A 14,331-nucleotide genomic window follows, 5' to 3' on the forward strand; every position below is an offset into this window, starting at 1 on the left:
CCGGGGCCTGCAGTGCGGGCGAGCTTCGGCCGCGGTGCTCTCAGACCTCGGTCTTCGCCCAGCTGCCGTAGGTGCCGTTGCGTGCCAAGCGGAAGCCCGAGCGGTAGTCGTTCTCGCAGGTGAGCGCCCTACGGTCTGAGTAGCAGCGCAGGACGATGCGCCGTCGGCCGGTCTCGTCAGCCTTCCTCCATACCCAGCTGGCGCCGTAGCCGACTGTTCGTAGGCCCTTCGGGCGTGCGCCGATCGCCAGGCGATGGAATCGCATGCTCGGTTTGGCGATGTCCCCAGCCCCAACGGTCACCATCCGCCCGGATTTCGGCGTCCAGCAGGTGAGAACGGGCCAGGTGCCCGCAACCTGGCAGTAGGCGGCACCGCCTGTGGTGCGGAACTCGGTCGCCGAGCGGCCGCTGGCGAGAAGGCCATTCGCCACCGAGACATAGACCGTGCCATCGAAGTCCTGGCTCGGTGACGTGAAGGGACGGGGATACTGGGTGTAGATGCGTGCAGGACGACCCGGGAACACCGTCATGGTGGTCTCGAGACGCAGTCCGAGCGCCGCTGCGCTTGTTGTGGCCTCCGGGATCGTCATCCCGTGGAAGGTCGGAAACGGATCCGGGTATTGGTCCGAGCTCGCAACCGTCGCGGGGCCGGAAGGGGAGGCGACAGCCGCTGACGCGGCGCCGAGGGGAAATCCCACGCCGGCGATCAGGAGAAAGGCCCCTCGGCCCACCATCCCCCATCCGTGCGACGCCGAGGCGGATCTCATCGGCGCACCGTGACGGCGACGCTGGCCCCGCGGGCGAGGCGGACCCCGACGCGCCGCTTGACACTGACCACCTTGTCGGCGCGCGGGTTCTTGCGCCCGACGTAGGTGATCGCGCCGAGGCGACAGCCGTTTCGGACGAGACGGGTCTTGGCCGCCCTCACGGTGAGGCCGGCGAGCCGCGGAACCGTGCACAGTCTCGGTCCCGACGACGAGCTCGGACCGTTCGGTGTCGAGCCGCTGCCAGTGCTCGATCCGGGAGTCCCACTGCCGGGAGTCCCACCACCGGGCGTGCCGCTGCCGGGCGTCCCGCCCCGGTTTGGTGTCGAGGTGGCAGGCCTCAGCGGAACCCGCCCGAGCCCCACCTCGTCAACGACGATGCCACCCTCTCCGGGGCTGGTGGACCGCTGGCCGCCGTTCACCTGCCAGCGCACATTGGAGGGCCGGGCGCGCAGGAGCGTCCCGTCAGCCGGGAACTTCAGCAGGTGCGACAGGGGGTGCCCTGCCTGATCGATGGCCCAGTCATCGACCGAGACCGTCGGCTGAGGCCCTCCTACGCGGTCCCAGCTGGAGACGTAGATCGGAGAGCCCCCGGCGACGCGGAAGACCCGTCCGCTCGGGCGCCCCACCAGGAAGTTCCCGTCGTAGGGGCGGGCGACGAGATGACTCGCGGGGTGGCCGGCGTTGTCCACCGCCCAGTCGTCGACCGTCACGATCGGCTTGCCTGCTTGTCCCCCGACGTGAGCCCAGTTGGAGAGGTGGAGCGGCGCCCCCCACGCGGTGATGAAGACGCGCCCCGAGGGCTGGGCGTTCAGGTAGTAGCCGTTCTGGGGGACCGGATCCAGATGGCTTTCGGGGTGCCCTGCGTTGTCCACCGACCAGTCGTCGACGGGAGCGACCGGCCGCGGTCCGCCGATGTGGTTCCAGTTCGAGACGTACAGCGGGGCGCCTCCGGCGATGACGAAGACCCGGCCCGATGGTGAAGATCCGAGGAAGGCGCCGTCCTTCGGTCGCTGGCGAAGGTGGCTGAGCGGGTGCCCGGCGTTGTCGATCGCCCAGTCGTCCACACCCACGACCCTCTTGCCGGCTTGCCCACCGACGTTGTTCCAGTTCGAGAGGTAGACAGGGGCGCCGCCGGCGACCGAGAAGACGCGGCCCGTCCGCGTCCCGAAGATGAAGGTGCCGTCGGCGGGCTCCGGGCGGAGCGCGTCGAACTGGGCAGCGGGGAGCACCTGAACCGGCTTGGGGCCGCCGAAGGCGTCCCAGGTCGAGACGTAAACCGGCGAGTCCCCGGCCATCACGTAGACCTCGCCCGATCCCTGCCGGGCGACGAAGGTTCCGTCTCCGATCGGGGCGGGTGCCCCGACGTCCTTGATGTGGATGAACCCGTTCGGGTAGGCGGCCTCGCCGGCGCTGACTCGCCACCGCTTGCTCCCGCCCTGGTAGTTGGAGTCGCTGAGGGAGAGGGTGCCGCCCGAGACGGCCTCGACGTAGGCGACATGGCCCGTTCCCGGAGCCCAGGAACTCGACGCACTGAACCAGGCGACAGAGCCGACCGCCGGCGTCTGGTTCACCGCGAATCCCTTGGCGGCCGCGTTCGCGGCCCACTCATGAGCATCGCCGAGGCGGCCCGGGTTCGTGGCGCCGTTTCTCGCCAGGCGGAACGCGACGTAGTTCGTGCAGTTGTTGCCTGCAGGATCCACCGGATAGCCCCAGGTGGAGACACCGGTGTAGCCGAACTGGCTGATGCAGCCGATGCCCGCCTGGTTGCAATCGATCGTCAAAGCGGCCGCCCGCGGCGGCGTCGCTAGACCGAAGGCTGCGGAAAAGAGTGCGAGGGCCGCGAGTGCGCAGACCCGCCGTGTCCGCCGGAGAGACCAGGCTGGGATCAGAGAAACAGCGGTCATCAGGGTCTCCGGTCAGTCAGGCGAGGGCCGCCAGAAGCTGCGGCGGATCATCGTTGCCAGCCATCTGCGAACCCACTGACCGAAGGTGTAGTTCAGTGGCAAGAACGGGCCACGTCAGGGCATGGGCGGCAGTGGTCTCTGAGGCGGCTGGGGGCGGGATGAAGGCAGCCGCTCCGCCCATGAGTGGGGGCGGATCTTCACTTTCTATGCGGCCTCAGTCGACCAGAGCCGCGCCTGTCTCGCTTCGCGGTAGGCCGCAGGCCTGGGCGATCCGATCGAAGAGCTCGCAGACGTGTTGAGCGCGTGACGCCATCAGAGCGTCAACGTCGGCGGCTTCATATCGCGCGTTCACCTCCTGCGCATCGATGGTGCCCGCGACTCGGCTTCCGGGGTCGACCAGGTGGAGCCCCGGCGATGTATCGAATGCGCGAGTCGACTGCGACGGGGCCGTGGTATCCGGCCCGTCGGAAAAGAAGCTCGGCGAGATCAAAGGCTCTAAGGGCGAGCCGAACCTCCTCAGCGGCGATGAAGTCCTCGAGAGGCCCCCTGCCGCGCCGGTGCAGGTAGTAGTCGCGCCGCGACTCCTGGAGGCTCGCAAACTGCACGACCCCGTTTCGGTGCGCCCGCACCTGTGCGTAGACGACGCCCCCGGCCTCCCATGACGTCTCGAGGCCGAAGCTGCACGGGCGCAGGACCCCGTCGCCAAAGAAGGGGTCGGCCTCAGCCAGATCGAGCCCTGCGAGCTCGGACGGCCGGAGGACCTCGGCCGGGGCGAGGAGCGGTGTGAACACCACGCTCAGCCACGGAGGTGGTCGGAAACCCCAGCCGCTGTCGGCGAACACCTTCGCGTCTGCGTGCGGGAGTTCCTGGAGGGGCTGTGCCTCTCGATGGAGCCTCTCGATGGCGTCCCGGCTGGATCCGAGCCTCTCATAGGCCTCCCGCACCTCCCGCTCACCCATGGCGAGGACCTGCGTCCCGTGACGGCGGTAGTAGCGGTTCTCGCGATCGCCGGCGCTGATCATGATCGGGGCCGGCGCGACAGGGACCCTGAGGACGAGGCAGTAGCCGCCGTCCACATCGACCCGGCGCATCTCGTAGTGGGGGACCGGTTGGCAGATGCCCGAGATGACGTCGCGGAGGCGGTCGGGCAGCGTCCCGTCGGTCAGGGGGCAGACGCCGACCGGGATCATGAAGCCGTCCGCTCCGGGCTGCTCCTCGATGCCGTAGACGAGGACACCGCCGTCGGCATTGCTGAGGCCGCTCAGGTCCTTTGCGGCCTCGACCCTCTGCTTCGCCTGTCTGAGGTGGAGCTCGCGCTTGTACTCGAGCCTGGCGCCCTCCGGCAACTCCTGATCGACGAGCAACCGGATGTGCTCGGCGGTCCACAGGTCGACCGGATCAGTGACGCTAGCCACACCTGAGAGGATAGATCGCCGCGGGGACTCGCGACGATGCGCTCAGCCAGTGAAGTGCTCCCGGCGCCACGGGGGCGTTCGCGGTTCCATGACAGTTGGGGCCGTCCATCGGGATGAACCGGCCTTCGGACATCGCGCCCTCGGGCGCTGGGTTACGCACACGCCCGGCGCGGCGCGGCCGGGAAGCGGGAGGGCGTCGCCATCCGGGCGACTGCATTGCAGCCGGGAGAGCCAGAGTACGGTGGGAGTTCGTTCACGGCGCTCTGTCTTCGACACGCGGCTTCTCTGGAGTCAGATGAGCGCGGATGGAAACCAGCCTCCACGAACGAGGCGGGGCTCGCTCGCTCGATGCGACGACGACATGCTGAGCGACCGCCGCCCCCGACCCGTACCCCCAGAGGATCGAGTCGTTCATCCTGGCGGTGGTCCTTCGGGAGGGGTCTCAGAGGTCGTAGGCCACGAGGTGTCCGTCGTGGGTCCAGCCGACCTGGCAGCAGTCCACCGAGTCGGTCCACCACCTGTGCTCGGTGATCGAGTCCCAGTCGCGCTCGATCCGCACCGGCTCCATCACGAGCACTCCCGACTCGGTCAGCCGGCAGCGCGCGACGGGCATCGCCCCCGGCTCCAGATCCCACGGGCGACCGGCCTCGACCGCCGCCCAGTAGCGCCGGCTCACGCGTGCCTCGATGTGGTTCGCCACGGCGCCCTCACTGGTGATCGGCACCTTGCGCCATTCGCTCACTGGGGTCCCGATGGGGAGTGCAAGACGGTGGCGCCCGCATTCGGGGGACCGGGCGATCGGACCCTCCGACCAGGAGGCGATCTCTTCCTCGATCAGTGGCTGGAGTATCGCCTCGCCTCGCCGGGCCGCGTGTAGGGCATGGTCATGGATGCCCTCAGGTAGCTCGGCCAGAGTGGACGCGCTCGAGCGGCTCGGCGTCCTGTCCGGGGCCCGTCGCGAGGCAGCGGTTGCTCGTGAAGATGCGCCCCGGGCCATTGAACTCCTGAGGGTAGTAGGCGATGCGGCGGTTCGCCGATAAGCCCCGAGCGTCGGCCGGGGCGAACCGCAATCAGCGCGCCGCGCGTGAGGATCTCGGAGGCGAGAATCGCGCCGTTCGATGATGGGCCCCCTGTTCAATCGGGCCCATGTCGCCTGCTCGCATCATCACTCTCGCGCTCGCCGCGCTCCTGATCATCGGAGGCCTCATCGTCGGCCTGAGCGGGGGAGGAGGGCCCGGTGGCGCGCAGCCCGCTTCCCCCGGATCCGGCCCCGGGGCGCTCGCACTCGGCGGGGGCGTCGTCGTCGACCTCGCCTACTCGCCGGAGAAGGAGCTGTTGCTGGCGCCCCTGCTCGAGCGGTTCAACGCCTCCGGCGTGGAGGTGGCCGGCAAGCCCGTACAGGTCCGTGGTCAGGTCGTCTCGTCGGGAGACGCGGCGGCCAGGATCGTCGATGGCCGGCTGACCCCGACCCTCTGGAGCCCGTCTTCATCGCTCTGGGGGCGCCTGGTCAACCACCGCGCCGATGCGGCCCTGGTTCCGGATGAGAACTCGTCGTTGGTGCGCACGCCGCTGGTGATCGCCATGCCCGAGCCGATGGCGCGCGCGCTCGGCTGGCCTGACACCCCGCTCGGCTGGCAGGACATCCTCGCCGAGGCCACAGGGGGCCGAGGCTGGGCCGCTCACGGACACCCGGAGTGGGGCCGTTTCAAGTTCGGCCAGACCAACCCGGACTTCTCCACCTCGGGTCTGTCGGCGACCGCCGCCGAGTACCTCGTCGGCGCGCAGAAGTCCGAGGGTCTGACCCTCGCCGACGTCACGCGTCCCAAGGTGCGCAAGTTCGTCTCCGGCATCCAGAGCTCGGTGGTCCACTACGGCGACACGACGCTCTTCTTCGCCGAGCAGCTGAAGACCTACGGCCCGACCTACGTCAGCGCGATCGCCATGGAGGAGGCGACGCTGATCGACTACAACACGCGCCTGGCCTCTGACGGCCAGAAGCTCGTGGCGATCTACCCCAAGGAGGGGACCTTCTGGTCGGACAACCCGCTGATCATCCCCGACGCCCCGTGGGTGGATGAGGAGGAGCGCGAGGGCGCCCGGCTGCTGGTCGAGTTCCTGACCGCGGAGATCGACCCCGGGACCGCGGGGAAGTTCGGCTTCCGCCCCTCGGACCCGGACGTAGCGGCTGTCGCCCCCGTGAGCGCGGCCAACGGTGTGAACCCGGCCGAGCCGACCCGCCTGCTCTCCCTCCCCGAGCCGAAGGTGCTGAGCGCGATCCTCGACGCCTGGCGCGCCGACCGTAAGCCGGCCCGGATCGAGGTCGTCCTCGACATCTCCGGTTCCATGAACGACGGCGGCAAGCTGCGTTCCGCCAAGGAGGGGCTCGTGCGCTTCCTCGAGCTCCTGCAGCCGCGTGATGAGGTGAGCCTCTCGGTCTTCTCCGACCGCCCGACGGTCGTCCAGGAGCCGGTCTCGATGGAGAAGGGGCGCGCAGCCCTGATCAGCCGCATCCGTGCGCTCGGGGCTGACGGGGGCACCGCGGTCTACGACGCGACCGCCGAGGCCGCCACGCGGATCAACGCGACCGCCGACGACTCCCGGATCAGCGCGGTCGTCGTCCTCACCGACGGCGCCGACAACGAGAGCAGCCTCAGCGCCGAGGCCCTCCGCGATCAGCTGTCGGCAGGCACCGGGTCCGAGGGCCGCGGGGTGCGCATCTTCACCATCGCCTACGGCGACGGCGCAGAGAAGGACACGCTCGAGGCGATCGCCAAGGCGGGGGCGGGGCGGGCCTACAGCGGCGACCCAACGACGATCGAGCGGGTCTACATCCAGATCTCGAGCTTCTTCTAAGCCGATGTCCCGGCGCGCCGACATACGCGACCTGATGATCCGGGCGGCGAGCCGCCCGCTGAACGTGTTGCCGGCCGCAGCGATCGCCGGGATCGGCCTCGCCTTCTCCTGGTGGCTGCTGGTACCCGTGGCGCTCGGGATCTACGCCGTCAGCGCCTACCTCACCGTGACCGACTCCGCCGAGGCGCGCCGGCTGATCGAGCGCCGGCGCGGGGCGGCCCTGCCCTCCGAGGGTGCGCGCTCCCCCGAGGAGAGCTTCGCGCATCCTGAGATCCAGCGACTCTACGAGGAAGCCTCCCGGGAGGCCGCGCTGTTGCGTGAAGCCCTCGGCGTCTGCCCGGTGCCGCTCGATGACGTCGCGACCGAGCTCGTCGGACTCGAGCACGACCTCACGCGCCTCTGCCAGAAGGCACAGACCATCTGGAACTACCTGGAGAGCGTCGACGAGCCACTGCTCCGCGGGCGCCTGGTCGAAGCGCGTCGGCGGGCTGCCGGCGACCACCAGGGGGATGACCTGGCCCAGTCGCTCTCCCGGGCGTGTGAGGCTCTTGAGCAGCAGCTCGAGCGGGCGGGTTCGCTGCGAGACATGCGCGAGCGCATCGAATCGGACATCCACGCGCTCAGCGCGAACCTCGGCGCCATCCGCGGTGATGTGGTCCGGGTCGCGGTGTCGAGCGAGGACGACGCCGCGGAGCGGGTGCGCGGTCAGGTGGGATCGGTCCGTCAGCAGCTCACCGCGCTGGTCTCCATCCTCCAGCAGCGCGAGACCGAAGCCGCCGAGGCGCCACTCGCGAGCTGAGGATCATCCAGCCGACCCTGATGCACTCCCCAGGGCGCGGGTTACGTTGTCGGTGATGGATGACGAGAGCTACATCGAGTCCCTTCGGCAGCTCGGCCCGATGACGCGCGAACAGGTCGACCGGTTCGCCGGCGACATGGCCCGGAGCTCCTACTTCCGGCAGCACGTGTCCGCCCTCGCGGCCCGTCAGGGAACAGCCATCCGGGAGCACGGCGATGAGCCTGTCCTTGCCTCCTGCAACCTGGAAGCCGTCCTCGGCATCGAGATGGCGTCCCACCTGCGCGCGCGACTGATCCTCCACCTGGAAGACATCGACAAGCTCGCCTTCTGCGACCGTGAGGGACTGCTCGCGGAGGCCCGCTTCATCCGCGGCGAGTAGTTCCTGAGGAACAATTGTCCTCGCGGTGTGCGCCCCCGAGGATGAGGTGGGAGTCTGCAGCGGTGCCGTCCTTCCAGGGTGAGATGGCCCCGAGCGCGACCCTGACCGGCTGATAGCGTCATCCCCATGGCTGGAGATCTCCACCCTGATGATCCGCGTGCCGTGGCGTTGCTGCGCGAGGTGAATGAGCTCAGAGCGCGCTTCGCCGTCTCGCGTCTCCACCCGCTGGACTCCCCGGACGTGCCCTCGCTCCCAGGCGTCTACATGCTGATATGCGCCGACGAGGACGCCGCAGAGGACATCGGCTTGCCCAGGGAGGAATGGCAGTGGCCGCTCTATGTCGGCCGGGCGTATGGCGCCCGGGGGCTGCGCAAGCGCATCGCCCAGCACCGGGCCGGGCACGCCAACGGCTACAGCCCGGGTCTCTACCTGCAGGAGCACCTGGGTGAGGCGCTCGGCCTGCTGCCGCGGGGTTGGGATCTGTTCAATGGGACCCCCCTCTACTCCCTGCCGGGGCCGCTCGGGCGCCTGCTGCTGGAGGGGCGTCGGGAGTGGATGAGCGACAGCCTGCGTGTGTGCTGGATCGAGGCGCCGACAGCCGAGACCGCCGCGCTCGAGGCGGTCGCGCGACAGTTGATGGGGCCGCTGCTGAATCCCGAAGTCGATCTCCGGTACTTCTCCGAGCAGCCTGAACCCGGAGCCCCGGTCCTGTCCGCGCGAGAGATGCGAGAGGACCTGGCGGTGGCTGGCCTGCACGACGCGCTGACGCCGGCGGCGTTCTGGGCGCGCGTCGTGCGCGACGTCGCGCTCTCCATGTACCACCTCATCGAGGAACTCCCCGCCGTCGGGGAACAGGTGACCTATGAGGCACCGCTCACGGAGGACTCGTCGATCGAGATCGTCGTACGGACCGATCCGGACTCGAGCCTCGAGGCGCTCGTCAGCGAGACGACCTCCGCCGCCAACGCCTCGGCTCTCATCGACGCACTCAGCGGCCTCGAAGAGACGCGGCGCCTGGCGGCGGCACGCTACGAGGCAACCCGCCGCGCTCTCCGTGAGCGGTTCCAGGAGGCCCCGACCGGAAGACAGAGCGTCGAGGTGGTCGTGCCGCTTGCCTCTGGCTGAGCGAGCCAGCGCGGGCTCCGGGGCGCGGCCGGAGTGAACGGAGGTAGTTCGTACTCCTCCTACTCCGCGGATCGCCTCCTGCTTCCCGCAGCCCGCCAGAGTGACGGTGGGGGAGCAGGGCGAGGCATTAGGGTGTGACCGTGGATGGTCTCTCGCCTGATGGACGGCTAGTCACCCGTGCACGGGACGGCGACGCCCGGGCCGCTGATGAGCTCGCGGAGCTTCACGTACGGGCCGCGTGGCGGGCCGCTTACGCCGTCACAGGCCGCCGCGACCTCGCCGACGACGCCGTCCAGGACGGCTTCGAGCGCGCCTTCGGGGCCCTTGACCAGTTCGACCTGTCACGACCGTTCGCCCCGTGGATCGTGCGCATCGTGGTGAACCGCGCGCTCACCCTCGTCACGCGCCCCCCGCCGTCGGTCGAGTTCGACGAGACGGTCCACGGCGTCATGGAAGACGGCGCGGAGGCGGCCCGCGAGGTGGTCGACGCGTTGATGCGGCTCGACCCCGACCGGCGGGCCGTCGTGGTGCTCCGCGTGGTGGTCGGCCTGTCCCCCGACGAGACGGCGGCGGCGCTCGGCATCCCCGTCGGCACGGTGCACTCACGTCAGCACCGCGCCCTCGCCGACCTGCGACGCGCCCTGGAGGTAACCGCCGGATGAGCGACGACGACCTCGAGCGCCGCATCCGCCGCTCCGTCAGGGGCGTCGAGCCCTCCGACGAGGTCATTGCGCGGGTGCGCCGGACGGCGGTGAGAGCAGCCGAGCTCGCGCGGCCCGCAGCGCGCCAGTTCCGCTCGCGCCGAGCGATCCTCTCCTACGCCCTGGCCGGGGCCGTCCTCACCGGCGGCGGGGCGACCGCCGCGGTCATGCTCTCGGGGAGCTCCGGTGCGACCGTCCCCGTGTCGCCCGAGGCCGAGGCTGCCCTCCGCGAGTCGGTCGTCGGCCGCGCCGCGTGGCTGCAACCGGGGTACCGCGGCTCCCCCCTGGTGCAGGTCGTGCCCAGGCTCCCCGCTCTGAGGTTCCCGGAGGGCACGACGTACGCGCAGGCGCTGCGGGGCCTCGTGGCGTCCGTGGGACGCGACGGCACCATGCCGCGCGGCGCCCGGCTCGCCCCGCCCCTGCCCCGCGGCGCCGTGTGGGCGCCGTCGCGCACCGGCCCGCGCCTCGACCTGACCGCGCCGTTCGGATACGGCCTGCCCCGCGGGAACATCCGAGAGCCCGACTTCCGCATCTCGGGGTCGCTGACGGCGCGCCAGGCAGAGCGGCTGGCGCGCGCCTTCATCGAAGGGCGGCTCACCCCGCGCCAGGCCCGCGCCATCCGGCTCGGCGTCCCACGCCTGCCGGCGTGCCAGGTCCTGCCCCGCCGGGCGGCCTGCGACCTAGCGCCCCCGCCCGAGCAGGGCCCCGCCCCCGTCACGGGGGCGAAGGACTAGCCCAGGACGTCGGCTGGCGACCCGCCAATCGGCTGGTCATCCCGCGCGCCTTGTCTGAAGTTGCTCCTAGGCCGGGAACCGGACGGCGGACGCGCCCGGCCCGATGAGGTGCCCGGTGTCGGTGCCCGGTGTCGGTGCCGGGTCGTCCGGCGCCGTGCAGAGGCTGAAGGCGAGGGTCGGCAGCGGATCGGCAAGCATCCACCTTCCGTTCTCCTCGACGAAGGAAACGGTCATCGGCGACACCTCTCCGTCGGGGCGGGTCGTCCGAAAGGTGGCGGAGGGATAGGGGTTGGTCGAGGTGGAGAGGACCCGGCCGAGCTCGAAGCGAGGCCAGCCCGGGACCTGGTCATCCGCGACCCGAAACGCCTCGATGACGCCGAGGCGCCCGCCGCACGCGACACGGAAGGCCTCCGGCCAGAAGGTCTCGGCGTCCTCCCACCGCTGCTGGCGGTGGGCGTCGATGAAGCCGCCGAAGACGTCGGCTGCCACGGTCGGGGAGAAGGCCGGCACGACAGGTGCGGGCGCTGCATCGGCGGTCTCCGACGCCGCGGAGTCGCCCCCGCAGCCGACGACGAGAAGGGCGCCGCTGGTGAGGGCGGCGGCGAGCGCCGCCCTCACCGGTCGTGCGCTCCGACTAGCGCCCCGGGACAGTGACGGTCTCCGTGCGCGTGCCGCTCGTCAGATCGATCGAGGAGACACCGGCCGGGATCCTGGTGCTGATCACGCCCTTGGCGTCGCCTGCGATGTCGCGGCTGCCGAAGCGGACCCGCGCGCTGCGCTGGGAGCCCGCCCCCTCCGCTCCGAGCACCCAGAGGGAGATCGAGCCGTCGGGGTTGTCGCGCCAGATCTCCTGGCCGCGGGACTTCACCGTCTCCGGCATCCCGCAGGACAGGGAGGTGCCCGGGAAGGGCTTGGTCTCCGGCGGGTCGACGACCATGAAGCACTCCATACGCCCATCCGGGGACGGACCCAGGAAGAGCTCCTCACCCGTCGACGTTCGGCCGAGGGACTTCACCGCGTCGACGTCCACGGCGTGGCCGGCATGCGTGAGTGCGCCCTGCAGGTAGGGCGACGCCGCCTGGAGGGTCGGGGACTGCGGCGCTCCCCTGGTCTCATCCGGGCTGGCGTTCGCGGCGAAGGCGCCGAGGACGACCACGACCACGAGCCCCGCTCCCAGGCCGGCCAGTCCGAACCGTCTGCGTCTGCTGCTCATCGGCATCTGAGGCCTCCTATCGGACCGTCTGGCAGAACATGGTCTGCTGGCGGGGGAAGTAGTTGTCGTCGGAGTTCCGGCAGATCGCCTGGTAGCCGAAGAGCGTCGTCCCGTTGTTGTTGATCCGCTCGAACAGCAGGGCGTTCTTGCCGCCGTACCACCAGCCGAAGAGCTGGCCCTTGTAGATGGCCAGGCTCTTGCGGTACTGCGTGTAGTAGTTGGACGTCGCCCGGTGGGCATAGAAGTTGCGGACCGAACTCCACCCCGAGGCGTTGTTCGGTGGCAGCGTGCCGACGCCGCAGTCGTTCTCGGTCACGATCACGTAGTGGCACTCGAACGTGACGGCCGCGGCGGGTTCTGCCTGGGAGAGGCTCGCGACTCCGAGCCCGCCGAAGAGGGCGAGAGCGAGAAGCATTGGTCTGAGGAACCGTGGCACCTTTGTCGACCTCCATCTGAAGTCCTGCGTGGTCAAGGTTCCGATGCGAAGACCGGAGCGCCTCTCGCGGGAATCAGGGTCCAACCCCGTCATGGCCGGCGACGACCGGATCGTTACCGATCTCGCTCGCGCCGACGATTCGCGACCTGTGTGTCCGCGCTCTACTCGCATCTCCTCTGATACGAAGGGGCTCGAAATCTCTTCCGACGATACGGCGGTTCTGGCGCTTTGAACGCGACGACGTCACTGGTCGATGCGAGTCCTGCTTGCAATTCGCCGAATCCGCTCGGCCGGGGAAGTGGACTGGCGCCCGTCCGTAGTCATGAACAGGTCGCTAGTGCGGCCCACTCAGATCACATCCATCCAGAGGAACGGAGCTCGGAAGATGGTCTCCCATCGATGGCGCGCGGGTCCGAGAGGGCTGTTGGTCCTCCTGGTCCTGCTCGCGATGTCCGCCGCGGCACTCGCCCCGCGGGCCGGCGCGGTGCAGGGCGTCAGCTACCCCTACTACACCTACAACGCACGCTGCACGGGCGTCCTTGTCGCCCTCAACGAGCCGGGGGTCGGATCCTCGGGCGGTGGCTACCTGCGCACGGTGACCCAGTCGCTCAACTACTCGGCTCCGGGCAACAACCCGTGCTACCTGACCCTCAACGTCGCGACGAACCAGATCCGCACCAACCAGGTCCTCCAGAAGCTCTCCGGGGGCTCCTGGTCCTACTGCGCGTCCACCCAGACCGGCGACTACTACAACACCTCGCCCGACTGGACCAAGACGATCTCGACCAACTACGGCGCCTCACCGCGCTGTGGCGGCGGGACCTACCGCGGCGTCGGGCGCGGCTGGGTGTCCGGTAGCGGCGGTGCCACGGCAACTCCCGGGATCGGGCTGTGATGCGGGTGCGAACGAGGAACCGACCGGCGCTGATCGCGCTCGCTGTGGCCCTCAGCATCGGCCTTGGCGCAGCGGTCGCGTCCGCCGCGAGCTCGGGGGGTGGCCCCACCCAGGTGGACCCGGCCTCCCTGACCCTGCCGCCGGCGAGCGAGCGGCCCGTATGGGTGAGAGCGGACGGATCGATCGATCAGTCCCGCGCACCGCGTCAGGCTCCGGACTGGACCCGCGCCGACGGCACCGTGGACTGCTCTCGCGCGCCCCGCACAATGCCGATCTCCACCTTTGACGGCCGACTGCTGGTCGACCGGTCCGGTCGCCTGGTGCAGATGCCGTCGCTCACCGGGTGCCTTCCCGGGGAGACCCCTGAGGTGACACGGGCCTGGGCGGCCCGGGCCACGGCGCTCCAGGAGGCCGACGCGCGTCAGCGGGGTGTCCCGGTCCCGGCACCCCCGGTCGTCATCGAGACAGAGGAGCCCAGCGACCCGATCCGGGTCCCGGTGCCCTGAACCCCAAGGCGATCCGCTCACGTCGTCGGTGGCGCGCCGGCGACGTGAGGGCGCGCGCCGAGGCCGCTTCCGAGGCAGCAAAGCCAGAGGCCGGGAAGGAGCGGCGGTCGGTGGATGTATTGACTCTCGAGACCCGCTGATCCGGCGTCCAAGCCATCCGAAGGGAAACCATGAATCAGCCAGCTTCGAGCCTCATCCGGCCCCATGGGCGCCACGCGCCGCGTGCGGCGCTCCTGCTCGGCGCAGCGACCCTGCTGGTGCTCCTTGTCGGCATGGTCGGCCGCGCTGATGCTGCCTGCTACTTCCCGTCCTCGGGCTGCAGCACCTACCACTCATGGACCGCCGGTGAGACGGCTGGGTGGTCAGCTGGGTATGGGTCGGTCTTCAACATCTTCACCAAGCAGCCGCCGGGCTCCCCAGGGCGCAGCAAGAGCCAGCGCACCAACACCGGCGGATCGATCAGCCCCTGGTACAGCGACACCTCCCTCTACCACCAGGTGAACTTCCCGAACTCGCAGACCCGCCAGATCCAGTGCCGGAACTCATCGTCGCTGTCGAACACGTTCCTCTGCGGCTACAACGGCGTCTGATGGGCAGCATCGACG

15 protein-coding genes are annotated in these 14,331 nt (G+C 70.0%); 8 read left to right on the forward strand and 7 right to left on the reverse strand.

All coding sequences use genetic code 11. The features are described from left to right. Positions 1 to 40: 40 nt before the first annotated feature. The 4 genes from IU369_RS19935 to IU369_RS19950 form a co-directional block, all read right to left on the reverse strand. Positions 41 to 589, reverse strand: a complete 549-nt coding sequence (locus tag IU369_RS19935; protein ID WP_217924982.1) for a hypothetical protein — start codon at positions 587 to 589, stop codon at positions 41 to 43. 173 nt (positions 590 to 762) lie between these two features. Beyond that, on the reverse strand, positions 763 to 2,547 hold the full coding sequence (locus IU369_RS19940; protein ID WP_217924983.1) for a CHAP domain-containing protein: 1,785 nt from the start codon (positions 2,545 to 2,547) through the stop codon (positions 763 to 765). Between the two features lie 458 nt (positions 2,548 to 3,005). After that, entirely contained in the window at positions 3,006 to 4,085 is a 1,080-nt protein-coding gene (locus IU369_RS19945; RefSeq protein ID WP_217924984.1) for an AlbA family DNA-binding domain-containing protein, read from the reverse strand. Between the two features lie 442 nt (positions 4,086 to 4,527). Continuing rightward, positions 4,528 to 4,827 carry a hypothetical protein gene (locus tag IU369_RS19950; protein WP_217924985.1) on the reverse strand — a complete coding sequence of 100 codons (300 nt, stop codon included), beginning with the start codon at positions 4,825 to 4,827 and terminating at the stop codon, positions 4,528 to 4,530. 404 nt (positions 4,828 to 5,231) lie between these two features. Between IU369_RS19950 and IU369_RS19955 the strand changes: the two genes are divergently transcribed. The 6 genes from IU369_RS19955 (at position 5,232) to IU369_RS19980 (ending at position 10,676) form a co-directional block, all read left to right on the forward strand. Beyond that, entirely contained in the window at positions 5,232 to 6,938 is a 1,707-nt protein-coding gene (locus tag IU369_RS19955; protein ID WP_217924986.1) for a VWA domain-containing protein, read from the forward strand. A gap of 4 nt (positions 6,939 to 6,942) precedes the next feature. Further along, a complete protein-coding gene (locus IU369_RS19960; protein ID WP_217924987.1) occupies positions 6,943 to 7,737 on the forward strand; it encodes a hypothetical protein in 795 nt (264 codons plus the stop codon). Between the two features lie 55 nt (positions 7,738 to 7,792). After that, a complete protein-coding gene (locus IU369_RS19965) occupies positions 7,793 to 8,116 on the forward strand; it encodes a hypothetical protein (protein WP_217924988.1) in 324 nt (107 codons plus the stop codon). A gap of 126 nt (positions 8,117 to 8,242) precedes the next feature. Next, complete coding sequence (locus IU369_RS19970; RefSeq protein ID WP_217924989.1) at positions 8,243 to 9,241, forward strand: hypothetical protein; 999 nt, start codon at positions 8,243 to 8,245, stop codon at positions 9,239 to 9,241. A 140-nt stretch (positions 9,242 to 9,381) separates the two neighbouring features. Continuing rightward, the gene (locus IU369_RS19975) at positions 9,382 to 9,903 is read left to right on the forward strand and encodes an RNA polymerase sigma factor (RefSeq protein ID WP_217924990.1); all 522 of its coding nucleotides are present in this window, start codon (positions 9,382 to 9,384) and stop codon (positions 9,901 to 9,903) included. Further along, positions 9,900 to 10,676, forward strand: a complete 777-nt coding sequence (locus IU369_RS19980; RefSeq protein WP_217924991.1) for a hypothetical protein — start codon at positions 9,900 to 9,902, stop codon at positions 10,674 to 10,676. Before IU369_RS19975 ends, IU369_RS19980 begins: the two co-directional genes overlap by 4 nt. Before the next feature lie 66 nt (positions 10,677 to 10,742). On the opposite strand, the gene IU369_RS19985 is transcribed toward IU369_RS19980, so the two are convergent. The 3 genes from IU369_RS19985 to IU369_RS19995 are packed head-to-tail and all read right to left on the reverse strand — an operon-like array spanning position 10,743 to position 12,304. Then, the gene (locus IU369_RS19985) at positions 10,743 to 11,294 is read right to left on the reverse strand and encodes a hypothetical protein (RefSeq protein ID WP_217924992.1); all 552 of its coding nucleotides are present in this window, start codon (positions 11,292 to 11,294) and stop codon (positions 10,743 to 10,745) included. Positions 11,295 to 11,310: 16 nt separating this feature from the next. Then, positions 11,311 to 11,889, reverse strand: coding sequence for a hypothetical protein (locus IU369_RS19990; protein ID WP_217924993.1), 579 nt, complete (start codon positions 11,887 to 11,889; stop codon positions 11,311 to 11,313). Between the two features lie 16 nt (positions 11,890 to 11,905). After that, complete coding sequence (locus IU369_RS19995) at positions 11,906 to 12,304, reverse strand: hypothetical protein (protein WP_217924994.1); 399 nt, start codon at positions 12,302 to 12,304, stop codon at positions 11,906 to 11,908. Between the two features lie 445 nt (positions 12,305 to 12,749). Here IU369_RS19995 and IU369_RS20000 point away from each other — a divergent pair, with 445 nt between their 5' ends. Beyond that, positions 12,750 to 13,220, forward strand: a complete 471-nt coding sequence (locus IU369_RS20000) for a hypothetical protein (RefSeq protein WP_217924995.1) — start codon at positions 12,750 to 12,752, stop codon at positions 13,218 to 13,220. A gap of 676 nt (positions 13,221 to 13,896) precedes the next feature. Continuing rightward, on the forward strand, positions 13,897 to 14,316 hold the full coding sequence (locus IU369_RS20005) for a hypothetical protein (RefSeq protein WP_217924996.1): 420 nt from the start codon (positions 13,897 to 13,899) through the stop codon (positions 14,314 to 14,316). Positions 14,317 to 14,331: the final 15 nt, after the last annotated feature.

This window comes from Miltoncostaea oceani (assembly GCF_018141545.1).
In the GTDB taxonomy this organism is placed as follows: domain Bacteria; phylum Actinomycetota; class Thermoleophilia; order Miltoncostaeales; family Miltoncostaeaceae; genus Miltoncostaea; species Miltoncostaea oceani.

Excerpts from the sequence above, each read along its gene's own strand:
- IU369_RS19960 (WP_217924987.1), top strand. The coding sequence starts at position 6,943 with ATGTCCCGGCGCGCCGACATACGCGACCTGATGATCCGGGCGGCGAGC.
- IU369_RS20005 (WP_217924996.1), top strand. The coding sequence starts at position 13,897 with ATGAATCAGCCAGCTTCGAGCCTCATCCGGCCCCATGGGCGCCACGCG.
- IU369_RS19965 (WP_217924988.1), top strand. The coding sequence starts at position 7,793 with ATGGATGACGAGAGCTACATCGAGTCCCTTCGGCAGCTCGGCCCGATG.
- IU369_RS19955 (WP_217924986.1), top strand. The coding sequence starts at position 5,232 with ATGTCGCCTGCTCGCATCATCACTCTCGCGCTCGCCGCGCTCCTGATC.
- IU369_RS19990 (WP_217924993.1), bottom strand. The coding sequence starts at position 11,889 with ATGAGCAGCAGACGCAGACGGTTCGGACTGGCCGGCCTGGGAGCGGGG.
- IU369_RS19995 (WP_217924994.1), bottom strand. The coding sequence starts at position 12,304 with ATGCTTCTCGCTCTCGCCCTCTTCGGCGGGCTCGGAGTCGCGAGCCTC.
- IU369_RS19935 (WP_217924982.1), bottom strand. The coding sequence starts at position 589 with ATGACGATCCCGGAGGCCACAACAAGCGCAGCGGCGCTCGGACTGCGT.
- IU369_RS19970 (WP_217924989.1), top strand. The coding sequence starts at position 8,243 with ATGGCTGGAGATCTCCACCCTGATGATCCGCGTGCCGTGGCGTTGCTG.
- IU369_RS19980 (WP_217924991.1), top strand. The coding sequence starts at position 9,900 with ATGAGCGACGACGACCTCGAGCGCCGCATCCGCCGCTCCGTCAGGGGC.